This is a genomic window from Cytobacillus sp. Bva_UNVM-123, from assembly GCF_046351715.2.
Taxonomy (GTDB): domain Bacteria; phylum Bacillota; class Bacilli; order Bacillales; family Cytobacillaceae; genus Cytobacillus.
This window is the reverse complement of the sequence record NZ_CM177772.1, coordinates 5,120,905-5,137,259: the sequence shown is the minus strand read 5'-3', so window position 1 is coordinate 5,137,259 and position 16,355 is coordinate 5,120,905. Positions and strand designations below refer to the sequence as shown.

The following is a 16,355-nucleotide window of genomic DNA, read 5'->3' as shown; positions in this document are numbered from 1 at the left end:
GCAATCAATCTCGAATCGTCTTCATCACAAAGGAATGATCGCCATACGTACTAAATTCGGGTGGGCGATTACCTCTGACTTCAGGAATACGATAAGACCGATCCGCGACAATCCATTCAATTGAATCATTCGCATCAACCGTTACTTCTACATGAAACGCTCCTGCTTGACCTACAATATATGTGAATTGTAATGGCTGCTCTTTTGTATATCCGTGTTGTTCTAATTCTACTTCTTTTCCGTTGATGATTAGTTGTGAGACATTCATCTTTGCCAAAGACTTCACTATTATTTCTTCAGCCTGACGATTTGTTTTTATTTCGTATTCAATTGTACGCTTTTCGGCTTCTAGCTCGTCTGATCGTACTGTTACACTAGGTGCTTTCATATCATATAATTCAGCCTCGGAATAGGCTACATCCCAGTTTAACAAAGGAAAAAATTCAGAAGTGTTGCCTTCCTTAACATCCTCACTCATATAATTCGATGTATATTCATCTAAAGCATATGAGGCAGCCCAATATGCTTTGCTCGTATCTTCATTCATGTAATACGTAATATCGCTTACTTTTGGATGTTCTGCCGTTGGCGTATTATTTATGTTCATACTGTTTGAGATCATGACCACTAGTCCTGCACTGAAAAGGAAGGATGGCATCATCCAATTTGATTTCAGCTTTAATGTGCTGAAAATGGGGATGAGCAATGTCCCTAGTAGGAAAACAAGGATCATGAGTACATTTGCAAGATTCATAGATACGAGTGCTTGAATAAGATAGATAACAGGTGAGAGAATTAAGAACGCTGGGATCGCAAATCCCGCTGTGATAAAATAACTCTTCCATGAGTTTTCTTTTAAAAGAATAACAATGTTTACACCAATTAGTCCAAATAATAACGGCCAAGCAAAAACATAGCTGCCTGCTTTTAATAGAAAACTTGTTATGATTAAAAGGACTAACCAAATGAGCAGGGCACCCATCGTTAAGCTGCCTACTTTGATTTTTTTATGGGCCAACATATATAGAAAATTGATAAAGGCAAAAACAATAATTGAAAAACTAATCAAGTAGATCGTTCCGAATGTAATATTTGTTTCCAGTATCCATGCTTTCTCAGAAAAAATGGCAGTAAGTAATCTCCATAGTCCGAGTCCAATCGCAAAGGCTCCTGCCATTCCGCCAATCATAACGAGAAGACTAGCAAGTGTTCCAAGAATGGATAGTTTCTTACGTCTATATCCATGTACCATTGTTAGTACGAATAAAATAACTACAAACATCGTAATTGGAATTACCAGATCTTCTGAGTATGTAATCATTGTTGAACCGAAAATATTAAAAAATAATTGATTTCCATCCTTAGTTTGATTTAAATCCATATCCCCAAAATGCCGAACAAGACTTAACATATATTCGCCGTGATGCTGGAGACTTTCTTTACTTAGTTCTTCAAGGTTATCGCTTGTTGTATGGTAATGGCCAACACCCTCACCAAACGCAAAGTTTAGCCCATTAAGACCTGCCGCTTTAAATATCGTAAGATCCGTGTCATTTGGCATTAGCTTATAGAGGCTATAAATAAATGACTGGGCAACAGGTGTCGGTGCAGCTTTCACAAACTCCTTCACAATCCAGCCATTGTTATCACTCGTTTCAAACATAAAAGAGGGACCTTTGTTTCCACGTGCTTCAAAATTTAACACTAACCCAACATCTTTTACCCATGGATGTTCTTCAACAAACGCCTTTGCTCCAAGCAAGCCATTCTCTTCCCCATCTGATAAAAGGATGATGACATCGTTTTGAAGAGGTTTCATTTCCTTTAAGGCTCTTACAGTCTCTAAAATCGCTGAAACGCCAGCACCATCATCAGATACACCTGGACCTCCTGGAACAGAATCATAGTGAGCAACAAGCATAATGGCATTCGTAGAATTCGTTCCTTCTATTTTGGCGATAATATTCTCGACTGTCCCTCCTAATACCCATGAGCCAAGAGGATAAAGGGAATTAGCTTTCTGAATTTCGGGTTCAACACCTAAATCTTCTAAAACCCCAATCAAGTAATCTCGAACTTTATCATGTTCCTTTGAGCCAAGCGGGTGTGGTGCAGTGGCAAATTTCTCTAAATAGGAGAAAGCTCTCTCGGCAGAAAACGTAGTTGATGCATCAGTAGCCGGTACAACCTTAGGTGATTGTAGTTGTAAAAAACTTATAAAAATCGCCCCGAAAATAATGACAACAACCGAAATGAAAATAAGTACAGATTTTTTCACGTTTTCATGAGCTTGTAGCTTCGTTTCAGTAGGCTTAATTATTTCCAATTCATTCGCTCCTTTAGACTGAAAATAAAAAATATATAAAATAAGTATAAAGTGTAAAATATGGTTTTGGAATGGTAAAGAATAAATAATACCATTGTTATGAAGAAAAAGGATCCTAAATGCTCGATAAAAACCAAACTTCGTTGTAACCTTATAAAAATTTTTCCGTCTAAAAAGTAGTTAAAAAATATGGACAGCGAGGAGAATGTCAGAATGAAAAAATGGGTTCTTATCATGAGTTTAATCCTGGGCGTGGCGATGCTGGCTGCGTGTGGAAATAAGGAAAAGGATGATGACAAGCAAGAAGTATCATTGGCTGATGTTCATAAGCAAATTAAAGATGTGATTGTGGAGGATTTAAAGAATGGTGGATTTGCAGAGCCGGTTGTGGACGGAAAACTACTTTCCTATCTCGAGATTGACTTGACGGATCCTGAAAATCCCGACCGTGATTTCTACTTAGAGAAATTAGGCATTCAAGAGGAGCAATTGCAGGCTGGCTATGTCATTGCAGCACTGATGAATATCAATTCAGATGAAATCATTTTACTTGAAGCAAAGGACGAGACAGCTGCTGCTTCGTTAAAAACAGCATTAGAAAAAGAGCTTGCCGCACAAACTCAAACATGGAGCCAATACTTGCCTGATCAATTTGAAAAAGTAAAAAACAATATAATTAAACAAAATGGCAATAAGTTAATTTATATTACGTACGATCACCCTGATAAAATGGCGGAAATTTTTGACGCGAAAACAAAGTAATGGTTTTTAGTAGTTTACTATTTCTCTATTTATTTTTGCCTATCACCTTGATTCTTTATTTTATTAGTCCTGCTAAAGGGAAAAATATTGTGTTACTCATCGTGAGTTTAATATTCTATGCATGGGGTGAGCCAGTTTATGTCGGCTTGATTATTTTTTCTTCATTAGCGGATTATGGGTACGGTCTGATCATTGCAAAATTTCAAAAAAGTAAACGAAGGGCCGCAAAACTAGTACTTATCCTATCACTTGTGACAAATTTGGCGGTGCTTTTCTTTTTCAAATATGTCGATTTTATTATCGAAAACATTAATTATGTTTTCGGTACGGAGCTTGCGAATTTGGACTTGCCTTTGCCAATTGGAATTTCCTTTTATACGTTTCAAACGATGTCCTATATCATCGATGTTTACCGTGGGAAGGTGAAGGCACAGCGGAATTTTATTTCGTTTGCCATGTATGTTACACTGTTTCCCCAGCTTATTGCAGGACCGATTGTGCGTTATGAGTGGATAGAGAAGGAAATTGCGCAGCGCCATGTAACTTTTTCCTTGTTTTCTGATGGAGTGAAGCTCTTTATAATTGGACTTGGGAAAAAGGTACTTATTGCAAACCAAATCGGTTTACTTTGGGAGGAAATTCAAGGGCTGCCTTCAGGTGAACTGTCAATGGCAGCAGCATGGCTTGGGATCATCGCATTTTCCTTCCAAATATATTTTGACTTCAGTGGTTATTCGGATATGGCAATGGGTTTAGGGAAAATGCTTGGTTTCCAGTTTCCGCAAAACTTTAACTATCCTTACATTTCTCGAAGCATTTCTGAATTTTGGCGAAGGTGGCATATGACACTTGGCGGCTGGTTCCGTGAGTATGTATACATTCCTCTCGGAGGCAATCGCAAAGGCAAGATGAGAACCTCTATAAACTTACTTATCGTATGGATGTTGACGGGATTTTGGCATGGGGCGAGCTGGAATTTTATCATTTGGGGGCTTTATTTCGGCGTCCTTATTTTACTTGAAAAGGTCTTTTTGCAAAAAGCTTTGCTCAAGCTCCACCCGATCTTTCAGCATTTGTATTTTATTTTCTTTATATTAGTAGGCTGGGTATTCTTCCTATTTGACGATTTGCCGGTAGGCTTACACTATTTGGTGATTATGTTTGGCTTTAGTGGACAAGCAGTCGTAAACCAAACATTTCTATATTTATTGCTGTCCAACCTAATCTTATTGCTAATGGCGCTAATTGGTTCTATACCTCTATCAAGATTGGTGAGACGTATCGTTGTATTACCGTTTCTTCAGCCTTTATTTTATTTAATCGTGTTTCTATTTTCCTCTGCTTATTTAGTTGGGGCGACATATAACCCCTTTTTATATTTTCGCTTTTAGGAGGTGAGCATGTAGAGAGTGAAAATTGTTGATCACAAGCTCATAACGGGCGGATTTATTTTCTTTATTTTGGCAGTCGGTATTTGGAATATGTTCACTCCTGATCAAGCATTTTCTGAACAGGAAAACCGCGTACTCACCCAAAGACCATCTTTATCGATAAAGGGAATTCTCACAGGGAAATATATGACTGATTATGAAGCTTACTTATCTGATCAGTTTGCTGGAAAAATAGGCTGGACAACGTTGAAGGCAAAGGCCGAGCAATGGCAAGGAAAGCGTGAAACAAATGGCGTTTTTATTGCGAAGGATGGCTTTTTATTAGAGAAATTTGCAAAGGAAGAGGATACATTCACTCGTAATATTGAGCAAGTTAAAGATTTTTCTCGAAATAATAAAGCAAGAGAAGTATCATTCATGCTCGTTCCAACTTCAGTTGAATTTTACAAAGATAAGCTGCCTTTATTTGCGAAAGTCGCTTCACAGAAAACAGTATTGGAAAAAGCAGAAGGGCTTCTAGCTGACAGTGTTAAGTTCATCAATATTTATCCGCCCTTACATGCGCATAAGCAAGAGGGGATCTATTTTAAAACAGACCATCACTGGACGATGAGAGGCGCCTATTATGCATATGCCGAAGCGGCTGAAGCGCTTGGTTTTGAATCTTATTCGATGGCTGATTTTTCTACAAAGAACGTGTCTACTGATTTTCTTGGTACGTATGCCTCAAAGTTTGTTGGGTTTCCGGTCAAGCCTGATGTGATCGAAGTATTTCAACCACGCTTTCCGGTCAATTATAAGGTAACAGATGAAGCCACAGAAGTGACTCATTCACTCTATCAATGGGATTCCTTGCAGAAACGAGATCAATATTCTTTCTTTTTACATGGAAATCATAGCTTGCAAACGATTCACTCCCATGTAAAAAATGGCCGTAAGCTTGCTATTATTAAAGACTCCTATGCTCATGTGTTCATTCCCTTTCTTGCAAACCATTACGAAGAAATTCATATAATTGATTTGCGCTACTTCCATTCAGGCTTAAATTCCTATTTGGAGAAAAACAAGTTAGATGATGTTTTACTTCTGTATAATATCCCAAATTTTATGGCCGATTCGAATCTAATATGGTTAAAGTCATAATGGAAACACAAGAGGCTCACCGTTTGCCCCGCGGAAAGCGAAGCGTCTGGAACGGAAATCAACGGACAGGTTAATAAGAACAATAAAAAAACATACTAACATTAGTAAAACAAACCATGGCCTTGGTCTGTGCTATTAATGTTAGTATGTTTTTAGGTAGATTAACAATATGTTTTGCTTAGCTATGCCATCTTAAGTTACAATGTTTGCCCTTTAATAATTAGCGATGTTTGTTAAAATAAGAAAATGGGATGATGAATGAGTTAAAACCCCACTTTTTTTGTTTTTAACAAGGGCAGGTGTTTTATGGAGATAATCGCATTTATTGCAATCATTTTAATTGCTTCCATCCTTCAAACGAGTACAGGGTTTGGCTTTTCTATTTTGGCTACTCCTTTTCTTCTTTTTCTATTTGAACCGCATGAGGCCATTCAAATAAACTTAATATTGTCTTTAATCATTTCTAGTGCCTTAATAATGAAAATCAGACAGGATATTGATTTTGAAATTATTAGAAGATTTGTAGCAGGAAGTATTATCGGTCTGCCCATAGGAATAATAATCTTCTTGTTAATGGATATAAATAGATTAAAGTTAGGAGTAAGCCTGATTATTTTAGTATTAACGATTATGCTTATTCTTCAGTTTCGAATGAATCAAAACAAGAAGAGAGATTTACTTGTAGGTGGACTCTCAGGTTCACTCACAACAAGTATAGGCATGCCCGGACCACCATTATTATTATATTTTTCAGGAACAAATACGCAAAAAGAAAAATTGAGAGCTACTGCACTCGCCTTTTATTTATTTATATACTTTGTTAGTTTACTCATCCAAGTGATTTTCGCTGGGACAAATAAGACAATCTGGGTATCAAGTTTATCGGCTTTACCTTTAGTATTTGTAGGATTGTATTTAGGTCAACAATTATTTAAGCTTATTAATCAACATGTTTTTCGTATATTTACATATATCATCTTATTGTTTACAGGGATTTACTTGCTGGTGGAAAGTTTGGGATTATTGTAATGACTAAAGGCAATATTTCTTTTATTAACGGACTACTTACAATATTATTTTCTGGAGGAGGGGAGTCTATTGAATTGGATTTCGAAAAAGAATAAGAAACCCCTTATATTCTTACTCATTATTGTTTTTATCATTGCTGGTCTACTTGATATCAAATATGAAGGATTATTTTATCAACTATTACCTGAATCAATTCAATCCTATTTAGCTAATATTTTTTAGGCATTCCCTTTTGCTAAACAAGATAAGGTGAAAAGCTAAATTTCAAAGAAAAATAAATTAGGATGGCATCATGAAAGGCGATACAAATTCGTATCACCTTTTTAAGTAGATTATGCTATTTCAGATCCCTTTTACAATTAGCTAACGAGACTTTTTGTTTGAACATCCTTTTTATCGTCCAATTTTCGATAAACGAGTGCAAGCAACATCGCAGGTATTGTGCAAATGATCATTCCGATAAAGGCATATCTTGGCTCCATTTCGTATAAATACCCGCCGAAAATAGTAAATATCGCTGTGCTCCAGCTCAATGCCAGGGCAGAATAGATTCCTTGTGCTTTTGGAATTTGCTCGTGTGGAATATGTTTAATTAAATATTTCATAAAGGCATAATGAGCCATCGCAAATGAGCAGGCATGTAATATTTGTGCGAAGCTGAACATCATGACAGTAGGAAAAGCAAATACAATGATCCAACGTACGGTTGAACCGAGGGCTGCTAGTGTTAGTAAGGAGCCAACTGAGAATTTTCGGAAAGCTCGATCAGCAATGAAAAAGAAAAGAATTTCTGCGATCACGGCAATATTAAGAATCACACCAATTAAATATTTAGGTGCGTTGATTTCCTGTAAATAAATATAGCCATAGCTGTAGTAAGAGGCGTGTGCCGCTTGCAATAAGATTACAATAATAAGCACGATGCCAAAGTTTTTGATCGTAAATAAAGTCAACATGCCACCTTTTTTTGTTTCATTCTTTTGTGGCTTTTCAGATAAAACTACAGGTGCATGCATAAAACCAAGACACATCAATAGTATTGTGCCAAGTAACATCGCCCATAAAATCACTTCGTCCCCAAGCGCTCCTGTAAAGAAGGTCAAAATCATGCCAGCCACAACAAATCCGATTGATCCCCATGAGCGGCTTTTTCCGTAATGTTTTAATTGCTTATTTTGTACAAGGACGCTAGCTGAGCTGTCTAATGTAGGCATCAAAGTAGGATAAACGAAATTCAAAAATAATGTCACAAGAAGTAAGCCCGCAAAAGAATTGACTGGAATATATAACAGAATAGCGATGAGCGTGCCAATCGACATTCCATTTAATAAGGTCTTACTACTAAATTTCCCTGACAAATAAGGAAATGCAAATAAGGTAGAAAGTCCGCGTGCAACTAACCCTAAACTCATAATCAAACTTGCTTCTGGAACTGTAATTCCTTTTGTATGAATCATCCACCCCGTCCAATAAGGCAGAAAAACTCCCCACGTCAAAAAAAAGCTAAAGAACTGTCTGTTCATCCATCGTTGTGTATTCAAGTTGATCCCCCCGATAATTGCATATTAACAAGAAGAAACATACAATAATATGAGATATCTCATATTTAAGGTGAGGGACGATGGAAATATATAAAAAGCAGAAAAGGCAGCAATATTTGGAGGAACACTCCATTTCACATTTATTTTCCTTTCCAATTGAACCGTTTATTGAAGTCCGTGAGTATAAGCGTGATGAATGGATTATTCGCGAAGGAATGCGGCCGGATTACTTATTTTATGTCATTGAGGGAAAGGCTAAAATTTACGTAACGTATCAAAATGGGAAAGTTTCCTTAATCAATTTTATTAATGCACATGATTATATTGGGGAAATGGAGCTATTAAATGAGGTGTACTACACAAAAGGGATCCAGACTTCTACGAAGACCGTTTGTTATGCGATATCGATTCATCAATGTCGCACACAAATGCTCGAAGATACGACATTTCTTCGTGAACTAACGAAATCTTTAAGTATGAAAGCAACATATATGTCCGAAAAATACTCACAAAGTCTCGCCTTTCCGCTTGAAAACCGGCTAGCAGATTTTATTTTGCAAACCGCTGATGAAGGAGTATATAAAGAGAAACACGTAACCGTATGTGATTTTCTTGGCGTATCATATCGCCATTTATTGTATGTCCTTGCACAATTTTGTGATAAAGGCTATTTGATAAAAGAAGGACGTCACTATCGTATTCAACAGCCCCATAAATTAAACGAGCTTTCGGTCATATTGAAGAATGAATAACAGATCCTTTACTGATTTTATGATAGGATTTAAAGAGATATTGAAGGAGGACTTGAACGTAAGTGATAAATATAACTATTCCAAAACCATCTGTTACCATTACAAAACAGAAAAATCCTGAGCTAAGTAATATTTATGGATTTACAGACTTTCATCTTATCCCTAGAGATAAGGGCGGTATCTTTATGTTTTATAACAATAATAAAGAGCTATTATTCGTTGGTAAAGCAAGGAAGTTGAGACCAAGAATTAAAAAACATTTTGAGGATACTGTATCTCCAATCAAAATGTATAGAGATGAAGTCACTAAAATTGAAGTTTGTGTGATTGAAGACCCTGTACATAGAGAAATTTATGAAACGTATATTATTAATGAACTCAAGTCGAAGTACAATATAGACAAGGTGTTTTTTAAGTGAAATTTCATTAAGAGAGGCAATAGGTACAGTCAAATGAGATCGTACCTATTGCCTTTTATAATTCGATAGAAAAAGGATGACAATTGTTGGATAGTAAATATAAAAAAATAACGAACTATTTATATACTTACAACTGTTATGAGGAGGAGCGTTCATTATGTGTTTTGGAAATGCGCTCATTATTTGGGGTTGAGCCTCAAGCTGGCATTGTGGAAAGCCATGTAAAGATTGATCCAAGCCGAAGTCCGTTTATGAAGGAAAGAATTTCTGTCTTGTATGAGGAGGAAAGCCTGCAAAATCTTCTCAAAAAAGTAACAGCTCTACAAATAACCGGTGAAACGTTTAAAGTGATTTATGTAAAAAACGGAAGACCTTCAAAAACGGAAAAGGTAGAATTTGGAGAAAGGCGTGCAATAGAGAAGGAAATAGGTTTACATATGAATGGGGTAGCTAATCTACAACATCCGGATCGCTTGTTTGGTGTCATAGTTGTCAATGGAAGATGGGTATTCGGTGATTATGTTAAAAGTGAGTCTGTTTGGCTTCGACATCAGCAAAGGCCGCATAGTTACTCCACTGCGCTTAACACACGTGTGGCTAGAGCGGTTGTGAATATCGCTATTCCTAATCCAAATGGAATAAAGGCAATTGACCCTTGCTGTGGAATTGGGACTGTATTAGTGGAAGCTTTATCAATGGGGATTGATATAGTAGGGAGCGATAAGAATCCTCTTATTCTTGCTGGAACGAGAGAGAATATCGCCCATTTCGGGCTTAATGGAGAAGTAAAATTAAAGGACATCCGTGAAATTACAAATGATTATGATGTAGCGATAATCGATTTGCCCTATAATTTATGTTCTGTTATCACCCCTGAAGAGCAGACCGAAATGCTCCAAAGTGCCCGAAGGTTTGCTAAAAAAGTCGTAGTGGTAACGGTTGAACCAATCGATGAAATCCTCCTAAAAGTGGGATTTGTCATGATCGATCGATCTGTCATTAAGAAAGGATCATTTGCTCGCGAATTGATTGTATGTATGTAAATTCCTTTTATTATGGCTATGTTAAAGCTTAATGTTGGTCTTTTTACTAAGTTGATTGGAGTGGAAGGCACGAGACTCCTGCGGGAGGAAGGGACAGGGGAGACCCCACAGGAGCGATAGAGCACCGAGGTGGCTCCCGGACCGCCCGCGGAAAGCGGGTGCCTGGAACGGAAATCAACAAGCAAGATTAAACAGAGCCCTTAAAATAGACTTAATATAAAAAGATAGTAGAGGACGCTCTCTACTATCTTTATTAATTAGCAGCTTCTGTATGCTTAACACCAAACGATTAATTTATATGGTGTGGTTTGAGCAGGAATACTTTTTGTAGTTGGTCCATAAGTAACAATTAAATTTCTGTTTGCGGGATTTTTTGTAAAGGGTTGCCCATTTTTTAAAACAATTGGAGTATAGGGAGAAATAGTTAACTTTAATAGGCCATCACTGCTCACAAACTGACTGTTAAAATAGTCTACTTTTACATTTTGATAGGGGCTTTCTTTTACGATGACCAGTGCTTGATACTGTGGAGGGTAAATTAAAGGAACAGGTGCATTTCCATCATAATATCCAGTTACTTGATCACCTGTTGTCACCATAGCATGGTCTACAAAGTAAGTATTTGGCGATACAACGAAATTCACTAATGCTCCAGTTTCATTTTCAACAGACATTAATTTATAACAACCATCCGATTCACCATTTTGTCCGATATTAAAATCATTAATCATGGTCACTGTGCCACGAAAAGATAGAAATCTGATCATTTTCATCCCTCCAATCCTATCTGAGATCAATTTTCCTTTAATTACTGACTCTCTGTTAAAGGACAGTATTGATTTTTACACCTGTTGATTGGAGCGGAAATCAACAGCTTCGTTTAACAGAGCCTAATTATTAGGATTGCTTGTGCTATCCTTTTAAACAATTTATGTGACTATCGCCTAAGTGGTGATTTATTCATAAGTGGATGATATTAACAAAATACGCAAAAAGACTAGAAGAGAAGCACAATACAGCTTCTTTTTTTGTCTCATATACAGACCATAAGCGCAAGAATGAGGACGAAATGGAGGATGATTACTTGTTAAAATGGGTCCAATGAACATTGGGAGGAAATAAAATGAACAAGGTCAAAACCCTTTACAAGAAACATTAGAACGAGCAAAGGCGTATGTAGAAAGTGGTGCCAGCGGGATATTTGTTCCCAGTTTGAGCGAAGATGATGAGATGAAAGAAATCGCAATGAATAGTAATGCTCCACTAAATGTATTATCTTTACCTACTCTCACAAATTGTAATAAGCTAAAAACATTAGGAGTTAAACGTTTTAGTTTCTTAAATGCCCTATCTGATAAAATGATTGCTTTTCTGGAAAAGAATGCTGGCGAATTATTAGCATATAAAGATACAGCCCATTTATATGAGAAGTAATGTAGAAAGGACAGTGCAGTACAATGGTGACGAATTTAAATTTTTCGTTTGAAGAAATGTGGGAAAAAATAATGGCTTGTGATCGAAAGTATGATGGCCTATTTTTTACTGCTGTAAAAACAACTAAAATATACTGCCGTCCTTCCTGCAGATCAAGAAAGCCTAAAAAAGTGAATGTGGAATTTTACTATGATATAAATGAAGTTGAAAAAGCGGGTTATCGTGCTTGCAAAAGATGTCAGCCAGAAGTGGAGCATTCTCCAAATGTTGGGGTGGTCAAAAATGTCATTACGTTCTTAGTCAATCATTATAAACAAAATTTGATATTAAAAGATATAGCAGAACAAGTCGGTTTAAGTCCTTATTATTTGGAACGATTATTTAAACAGGAAACCACTGAAACCCCGCGCACTTATTTAGAAAAAATCCGCATCGATAAAGCAGCCTATCTTCTTAAATACACGGCTATGACGAATCTAGTGATATGCTATGAGGTGGGATTTCAGAGTCCTTCCAATTTTTATAAAGTGTTTCGAAGCTTAAAAAACTGTTCACCAAGTGAATATCGAAAGGAATTTTTAAATGAATTGGATTGAACATGAATCTTATATCGAGATTTATCCACCAAAGGAATTTAATTTTGCTGAGTGTTTAATTTTTTTAGGCAGGTCAGACACGGAAGTACTTCATCAAATTAAAAAGGAATCTATCTATAAATTAATAAAAGTAAATGAAGCTTTGATCCTCTTTACAGTTGAATACAGCAATAATTGCTTAAAAGTTGATTTCCCAATAAGCAGCCCATCTATCCACTCTCGAAAAAAAGTGGCAGAGTATATTTGGGAATGGTTTGATTTGGATCAGGATTTAGTGGGATTTTATCAAATGGCTAGGGAAGATCAAGTTTTAAAGAAACTTGTTGATAAATACGATGGTTTACGGATTATATGCATTCCCGATTTATTTGAAGCGCTAGTATGGGCGATTATCGGCCAGCAAATCAATTTAACCTTTGCTTATACATTAAAGAAACGCTTCGTTGAACAATTTGGCGAATGTCTAACCTTCAAAGGGGAAACGTTTTGGTTATTCCCTTCATTTGAAAAAATTTCTTCAGTCGATGTGGAGGATTTAAGGAAGCTGCAATTTACTGCTAGGAAGGCCGAATATATTATTGGCATTGCTAAAGCTATGAAAAATGGCGAATTAACAAAAGAATTATTGCTTCAGAAACAAGATTATCAGCAAGTTCATAAATCATTAATGTTGCTTAGAGGCATTGGAGCATGGACGGCAGATTATGTGATGATGAAATGCTTGCACAATCCTTCTTCCTTCCCAATTGCAGATGTAGGCCTTCATCATGCATTAAAGAATCTTTTAGGACTTGAAAGGAAACCGACTATAGAAGAGATCGAACAACTAGCAGCAAATTGGCAAGGTTGGCAGGCTTACGCTACCTTTTATCTTTGGAGATCTTTATATGATAAATATATATAAATTAGATTATGAATCCCCGATTGGTATGATAGTAATAATCGGCACCACTGAAGTAATTACTTCGATTCTGTTCTCTGAAGCGAATAAAACGATAAATGTTTTACTGCCTGAAACTCCCCCCATTTTAGTAGAATGCTATCACCAACTTGACGAATATTTTAAAGGAAATCGCTATGAATTTACATTCCCATACCATTTTGAAGGGACAGACTTCCAAAAAACAGTATGGAACGCTTTAATGCAAATACCCTATGCTGAAACGGGGTCTTATAAAGATATCGCTGTTTCCATTGGGAATGAAAAAGCTGTCAGAGCAGTAGGAAGTGCAAATGGAAAAAACAAATTAAGTATTGTCATTCCTTGTCATAGAGTAATCGGTTCTAATAGGAAATTAACCGGATATGCAGGCGGTCTGTGGAGAAAGGAATGGCTGCTTGAACATGAGAAATCTTTTAAAAAGGTAAATCAAAAAATAGAGATTTAGAAATCCGCTAATCAAAAATGGACCGGGCAGTTTTGCCTGGTTTTTTATTTTTCGTTTTAAGGTTTATGTAAGGTTCACATTAAAATGGTGTAAGGATGGAGCACTATACTGACAACATGAAATTAAATACTCATTAAAGAGGTAGGAAAGAATGAATCCATCCATTACGCAAAAAGAAAGAATTATTTCCTTAGATATTATCCGTGGTCTAGCTTTATTTGGTATTTTATTTATTAATGTAGGGGCCTACAAAGTTCTTATTGAAGGGGGGCCAATGCCAGATCTTAGTGGAATGAATGGAATCATTGACTCTTTAATCGATGTATTCATCGAAAAGAAATTCTTTTCCATTTTTTCATTTTTATTTGGCGTAGGGTTTTATATTTTCGCCTCACGCGCTGAAAGCCGTGGTGATAAGCCGCGTTGGCGGTTTACCAGACGTTTATTAGCTCTCTTTCTTATTGGCATCGTTCATATGTTTATTTTTTGGGGATCGATTCTTGCAGTGTATGCCATTATAGGTTTATTTCTTATCCCTTTTTATCGAGCAGAGGTGTCCACACTTAGTAAGTGGCTAGGTGGAGTTATTGTTATTCACATTCTTTCTCTTATAATAGGGATTTTCGCTCCTGGTATGGGGATATTCTCTAACGTTATGGATCTTCTAGCGAACGATACTTTTACTATTTTCATCATGTTTTTATCAGGATTTTTAGTAGCTAAAGCAGATTGGCTTAGACGTATAAGCGATTCGAAGAAACAAATAAGGTGGATACAGATTATAACATTTCCATTCTTTATTGGTTTTTCGATTTGGATATGGGTCGCTTCACAAGGGGATGATCAACTTATTCAATCGATTATCGCTTTAGGCGCAATACCGGCCACTTACTTTTATTTATCAACTTTATTTCTAATCTTAGAAAATAAACGTATCGCGAATTTTCTACAACCAATTGCAAGGGTCGGTCAAATGGCTTTAACGAATTATTGTGCACAAAGCTTTATCGGACTGGCCTTCATATCATGGTTAGGACTTGAGGTTGTCTCGCCAAATCATATTGTCATCATTTCTATCTTCATTTTTGTCATTCAGATTATTTTTAGCGTCATTTGGTTTAAGTTCTTTAAGATGGGCCCATTAGAGAAAGTATGGCGGTTTATGACTTATGGAAGGGGAAAATGATAATCCGATTTGCATGATATTTTAAAATAAAACAATAATAAATCAGACAAGATGTTGCAAAGAAGGAGCATTTTTGTCTGATTTTAATTTTATCGCAGACTAACGGGAGAACGAGGGACATTCATGTCAGTATATATCCTACCAATACAAGTTGCATTTATTGTGTTTAGTATATTAGGTTTTTTTCTTATCATTCCATGGCTGATTTATAGTTATCGAAAATATGGGTTTTTAAGTATTTGGGCTTCTATCGTCACTTACTCCTTTATTTTCTATATGCTATCAGCTTTGTTTTTAGTTCTTTTGCCACTTCCATCCACTCGCAATACATGTGCTTTTCAATCACCGGATACCGTTTATTATTCATTAAAGCCATTCTTTTTTGTTTGGGATATTTTCAATAGCAGCTCGGTTATTTGGTCAAAACCTCATACATATATTCGGATATTTAATCAAATGGCCTTTTGGCAGGCTGCATTTAATTTTCTGTTATTATTGCCTTTTGGAGTCTATGTACGGTATTTTTTCCGAGAGAAACGATATTGGAAGAGGGCTTTAGGACTCGGTTTTATCCTCTCCCTTTTTTATGAAGTAACCCAGTTAACGGGGATTTATGGAATTTACAAATGCCCATATCGCATATTTGATGTTGACGATCTATTAATGAACAGTACGGGTGCTCTTTTTGGTTTTTTTATTGCTCCGATCATTCTTGCTTTGTTCCCATCTAGAAAAAGACTTTTAGCAAAAAAGGAAAAGATACAGGAAAGCCATTTAGTACCTCCATTGTCTCAATTATTGGCTGTATTCATAGATTATATCGTGATAAAACTCAGTTGGTCTCTTACAATTGGACTCTTATCATCCAGTGGCTTTGCAGAGTTTGTTTATACAACAGTTGGTTTTATTGTGATGTATTTTGTTGTCCCTATCTTATGGGGAGGAAAAACGGTTGGAACGAATATCATGCGATTTAAATTTACGAATGAAGAGCATGGCGTCCCATCATGGCAGTCCTTTCTAAAAAGAACGATTGCCTTATATATACCTTGGGTGGCATCCTTGTCATCAAAAATAATAAGTAATGTTACGTTAGAAATGGAGTCCCCCTTCTATGCAATACATGTATGGATAACAATGGCTATTTTCGTATTCATATTCATGATGTGGGCAGTTTTATTTATCCATGCATTAATCATCATTCTGAAAAAAGGGAAAAGAGTCTTCTACTTTGACAATGTGGCGGATTTAATACCAAGAAAAAAATGACTTTATACACGGCAAATCCTTTAACAGGGTTTGCCTATTTTTTTAAGGTTCATGTAAGGTTCATATTAAAATGCTG

Annotated in this window: 16 protein-coding genes and 1 pseudogene; 14 read left to right on the top strand and 3 right to left on the bottom strand. The window is 36.3% G+C overall.

The features are described 5' to 3' along the window. Positions 1–4: 4 nt before the first annotated feature. Complete coding sequence (locus tag KDN24_RS26020) at positions 5–2,326, bottom strand: M20/M25/M40 family metallo-hydrolase (RefSeq protein ID WP_409971070.1); 2,322 nt, start codon at positions 2,324–2,326, stop codon at positions 5–7. Positions 2,327–2,539: 213 nt separating this feature from the next. On the opposite strand from KDN24_RS26020, the gene KDN24_RS26015 reads away from it, so the two are divergent. The 5 genes from KDN24_RS26015 (at position 2,540) to KDN24_RS25995 (ending at position 6,873) form a co-directional block, all read left to right on the top strand. Beyond that, the gene (locus tag KDN24_RS26015; RefSeq protein ID WP_409971069.1) at positions 2,540–3,088 is read left to right on the top strand and encodes a DUF4358 domain-containing protein; all 549 of its coding nucleotides are present in this window, start codon (positions 2,540–2,542) and stop codon (positions 3,086–3,088) included. Continuing rightward, entirely contained in the window at positions 3,088–4,479 is a 1,392-nt protein-coding gene (locus tag KDN24_RS26010) for an MBOAT family O-acyltransferase (protein WP_409971068.1), read from the top strand. The genes KDN24_RS26015 and KDN24_RS26010 overlap by 1 nt, the downstream gene beginning before the upstream one ends. A gap of 18 nt (positions 4,480–4,497) precedes the next feature. Next, positions 4,498–5,622 (top strand): DHHW family protein, encoded by a 1,125-nt coding sequence (locus KDN24_RS26005; protein WP_409971067.1) that lies wholly within the window; start codon positions 4,498–4,500, stop codon positions 5,620–5,622. 306 nt (positions 5,623–5,928) lie between these two features. Beyond that, positions 5,929–6,651 carry a sulfite exporter TauE/SafE family protein gene (locus KDN24_RS26000; RefSeq protein ID WP_409971066.1) on the top strand — a complete coding sequence of 241 codons (723 nt, stop codon included), beginning with the start codon at positions 5,929–5,931 and terminating at the stop codon, positions 6,649–6,651. A gap of 69 nt (positions 6,652–6,720) precedes the next feature. Beyond that, a complete protein-coding gene (locus tag KDN24_RS25995) occupies positions 6,721–6,873 on the top strand; it encodes a hypothetical protein (RefSeq protein ID WP_409971065.1) in 153 nt (50 codons plus the stop codon). 137 nt (positions 6,874–7,010) lie between these two features. On the opposite strand, the gene KDN24_RS25990 is transcribed toward KDN24_RS25995, so the two are convergent. Further along, positions 7,011–8,192 carry an MFS transporter gene (locus KDN24_RS25990; protein WP_409971064.1) on the bottom strand — a complete coding sequence of 394 codons (1,182 nt, stop codon included), beginning with the start codon at positions 8,190–8,192 and terminating at the stop codon, positions 7,011–7,013. An 80-nt stretch (positions 8,193–8,272) separates the two neighbouring features. Between KDN24_RS25990 and KDN24_RS25985 the strand changes: the two genes are divergently transcribed. From KDN24_RS25985 to KDN24_RS25975, 3 genes are all read left to right on the top strand, one after another. Then, complete coding sequence (locus tag KDN24_RS25985) at positions 8,273–8,944, top strand: transcriptional regulator YeiL (RefSeq protein ID WP_409971063.1); 672 nt, start codon at positions 8,273–8,275, stop codon at positions 8,942–8,944. Between the two features lie 62 nt (positions 8,945–9,006). After that, positions 9,007–9,363 (top strand): nucleotide excision repair endonuclease, encoded by a 357-nt coding sequence (locus tag KDN24_RS25980; protein WP_409971062.1) that lies wholly within the window; start codon positions 9,007–9,009, stop codon positions 9,361–9,363. Positions 9,364–9,533: 170 nt separating this feature from the next. Then, a complete protein-coding gene (locus KDN24_RS25975; protein WP_409971132.1) occupies positions 9,534–10,406 on the top strand; it encodes a TRM11 family SAM-dependent methyltransferase in 873 nt (290 codons plus the stop codon). Between the two features lie 275 nt (positions 10,407–10,681). Here KDN24_RS25975 and KDN24_RS25970 read toward each other — a convergent pair whose 3' ends face one another. Further along, positions 10,682–11,173 carry a hypothetical protein gene (locus KDN24_RS25970; protein WP_409971061.1) on the bottom strand — a complete coding sequence of 164 codons (492 nt, stop codon included), beginning with the start codon at positions 11,171–11,173 and terminating at the stop codon, positions 10,682–10,684. Between the two features lie 427 nt (positions 11,174–11,600). Here KDN24_RS25970 and KDN24_RS25965 point away from each other — a divergent pair. From KDN24_RS25965 to KDN24_RS25940, 6 genes and pseudogenes are all read left to right on the top strand, one after another. Beyond that, positions 11,601–11,840 (top strand): annotated as a pseudogene (locus KDN24_RS25965) (isocitrate lyase/phosphoenolpyruvate mutase family protein); the annotation flags it as partial. A 23-nt stretch (positions 11,841–11,863) separates the two neighbouring features. Further along, positions 11,864–12,436, top strand: coding sequence for a bifunctional transcriptional activator/DNA repair enzyme AdaA (locus tag KDN24_RS25960; RefSeq protein ID WP_409971060.1), 573 nt, complete (start codon positions 11,864–11,866; stop codon positions 12,434–12,436). Further along, complete coding sequence (locus KDN24_RS25955; protein ID WP_409971059.1) at positions 12,423–13,340, top strand: DNA-3-methyladenine glycosylase family protein; 918 nt, start codon at positions 12,423–12,425, stop codon at positions 13,338–13,340. The genes KDN24_RS25960 and KDN24_RS25955 overlap by 14 nt, the downstream gene beginning before the upstream one ends. Beyond that, the gene (locus KDN24_RS25950) at positions 13,324–13,824 is read left to right on the top strand and encodes a methylated-DNA--[protein]-cysteine S-methyltransferase (protein WP_409971058.1); all 501 of its coding nucleotides are present in this window, start codon (positions 13,324–13,326) and stop codon (positions 13,822–13,824) included. Before KDN24_RS25955 ends, KDN24_RS25950 begins: the two co-directional genes overlap by 17 nt. 151 nt (positions 13,825–13,975) lie before the next feature. Continuing rightward, on the top strand, positions 13,976–15,010 hold the full coding sequence (locus tag KDN24_RS25945) for a DUF418 domain-containing protein (RefSeq protein ID WP_491348235.1): 1,035 nt from the start codon (positions 13,976–13,978) through the stop codon (positions 15,008–15,010). A gap of 123 nt (positions 15,011–15,133) precedes the next feature. Beyond that, on the top strand, positions 15,134–16,279 hold the full coding sequence (locus tag KDN24_RS25940) for a VanZ family protein (protein ID WP_409971055.1): 1,146 nt from the start codon (positions 15,134–15,136) through the stop codon (positions 16,277–16,279). Positions 16,280–16,355: the final 76 nt, after the last annotated feature.

Bases quoted from the DNA above. Each gene is read 5' to 3' on its own strand.
- KDN24_RS25960 (WP_409971060.1), top strand. From the start codon at position 11,864: ATGGTGACGAATTTAAATTTTTCGTTTGAAGAAATGTGGGAAAAAATA.
- KDN24_RS25950 (WP_409971058.1), top strand. From the start codon at position 13,324: ATGATAAATATATATAAATTAGATTATGAATCCCCGATTGGTATGATA.
- KDN24_RS25940 (WP_409971055.1), top strand. From the start codon at position 15,134: ATGTCAGTATATATCCTACCAATACAAGTTGCATTTATTGTGTTTAGT.
- KDN24_RS25945 (WP_491348235.1), top strand. From the start codon at position 13,976: ATGAATCCATCCATTACGCAAAAAGAAAGAATTATTTCCTTAGATATT.
- KDN24_RS26015 (WP_409971069.1), top strand. From the start codon at position 2,540: ATGAAAAAATGGGTTCTTATCATGAGTTTAATCCTGGGCGTGGCGATG.
- KDN24_RS25955 (WP_409971059.1), top strand. From the start codon at position 12,423: ATGAATTGGATTGAACATGAATCTTATATCGAGATTTATCCACCAAAG.
- KDN24_RS26010 (WP_409971068.1), top strand. From the start codon at position 3,088: ATGGTTTTTAGTAGTTTACTATTTCTCTATTTATTTTTGCCTATCACC.
- KDN24_RS25970 (WP_409971061.1), bottom strand. From the start codon at position 11,173: ATGATCAGATTTCTATCTTTTCGTGGCACAGTGACCATGATTAATGAT.
- KDN24_RS26000 (WP_409971066.1), top strand. From the start codon at position 5,929: ATGGAGATAATCGCATTTATTGCAATCATTTTAATTGCTTCCATCCTT.
- KDN24_RS25975 (WP_409971132.1), top strand. From the start codon at position 9,534: ATGCGCTCATTATTTGGGGTTGAGCCTCAAGCTGGCATTGTGGAAAGC.
- KDN24_RS25985 (WP_409971063.1), top strand. From the start codon at position 8,273: ATGGAAATATATAAAAAGCAGAAAAGGCAGCAATATTTGGAGGAACAC.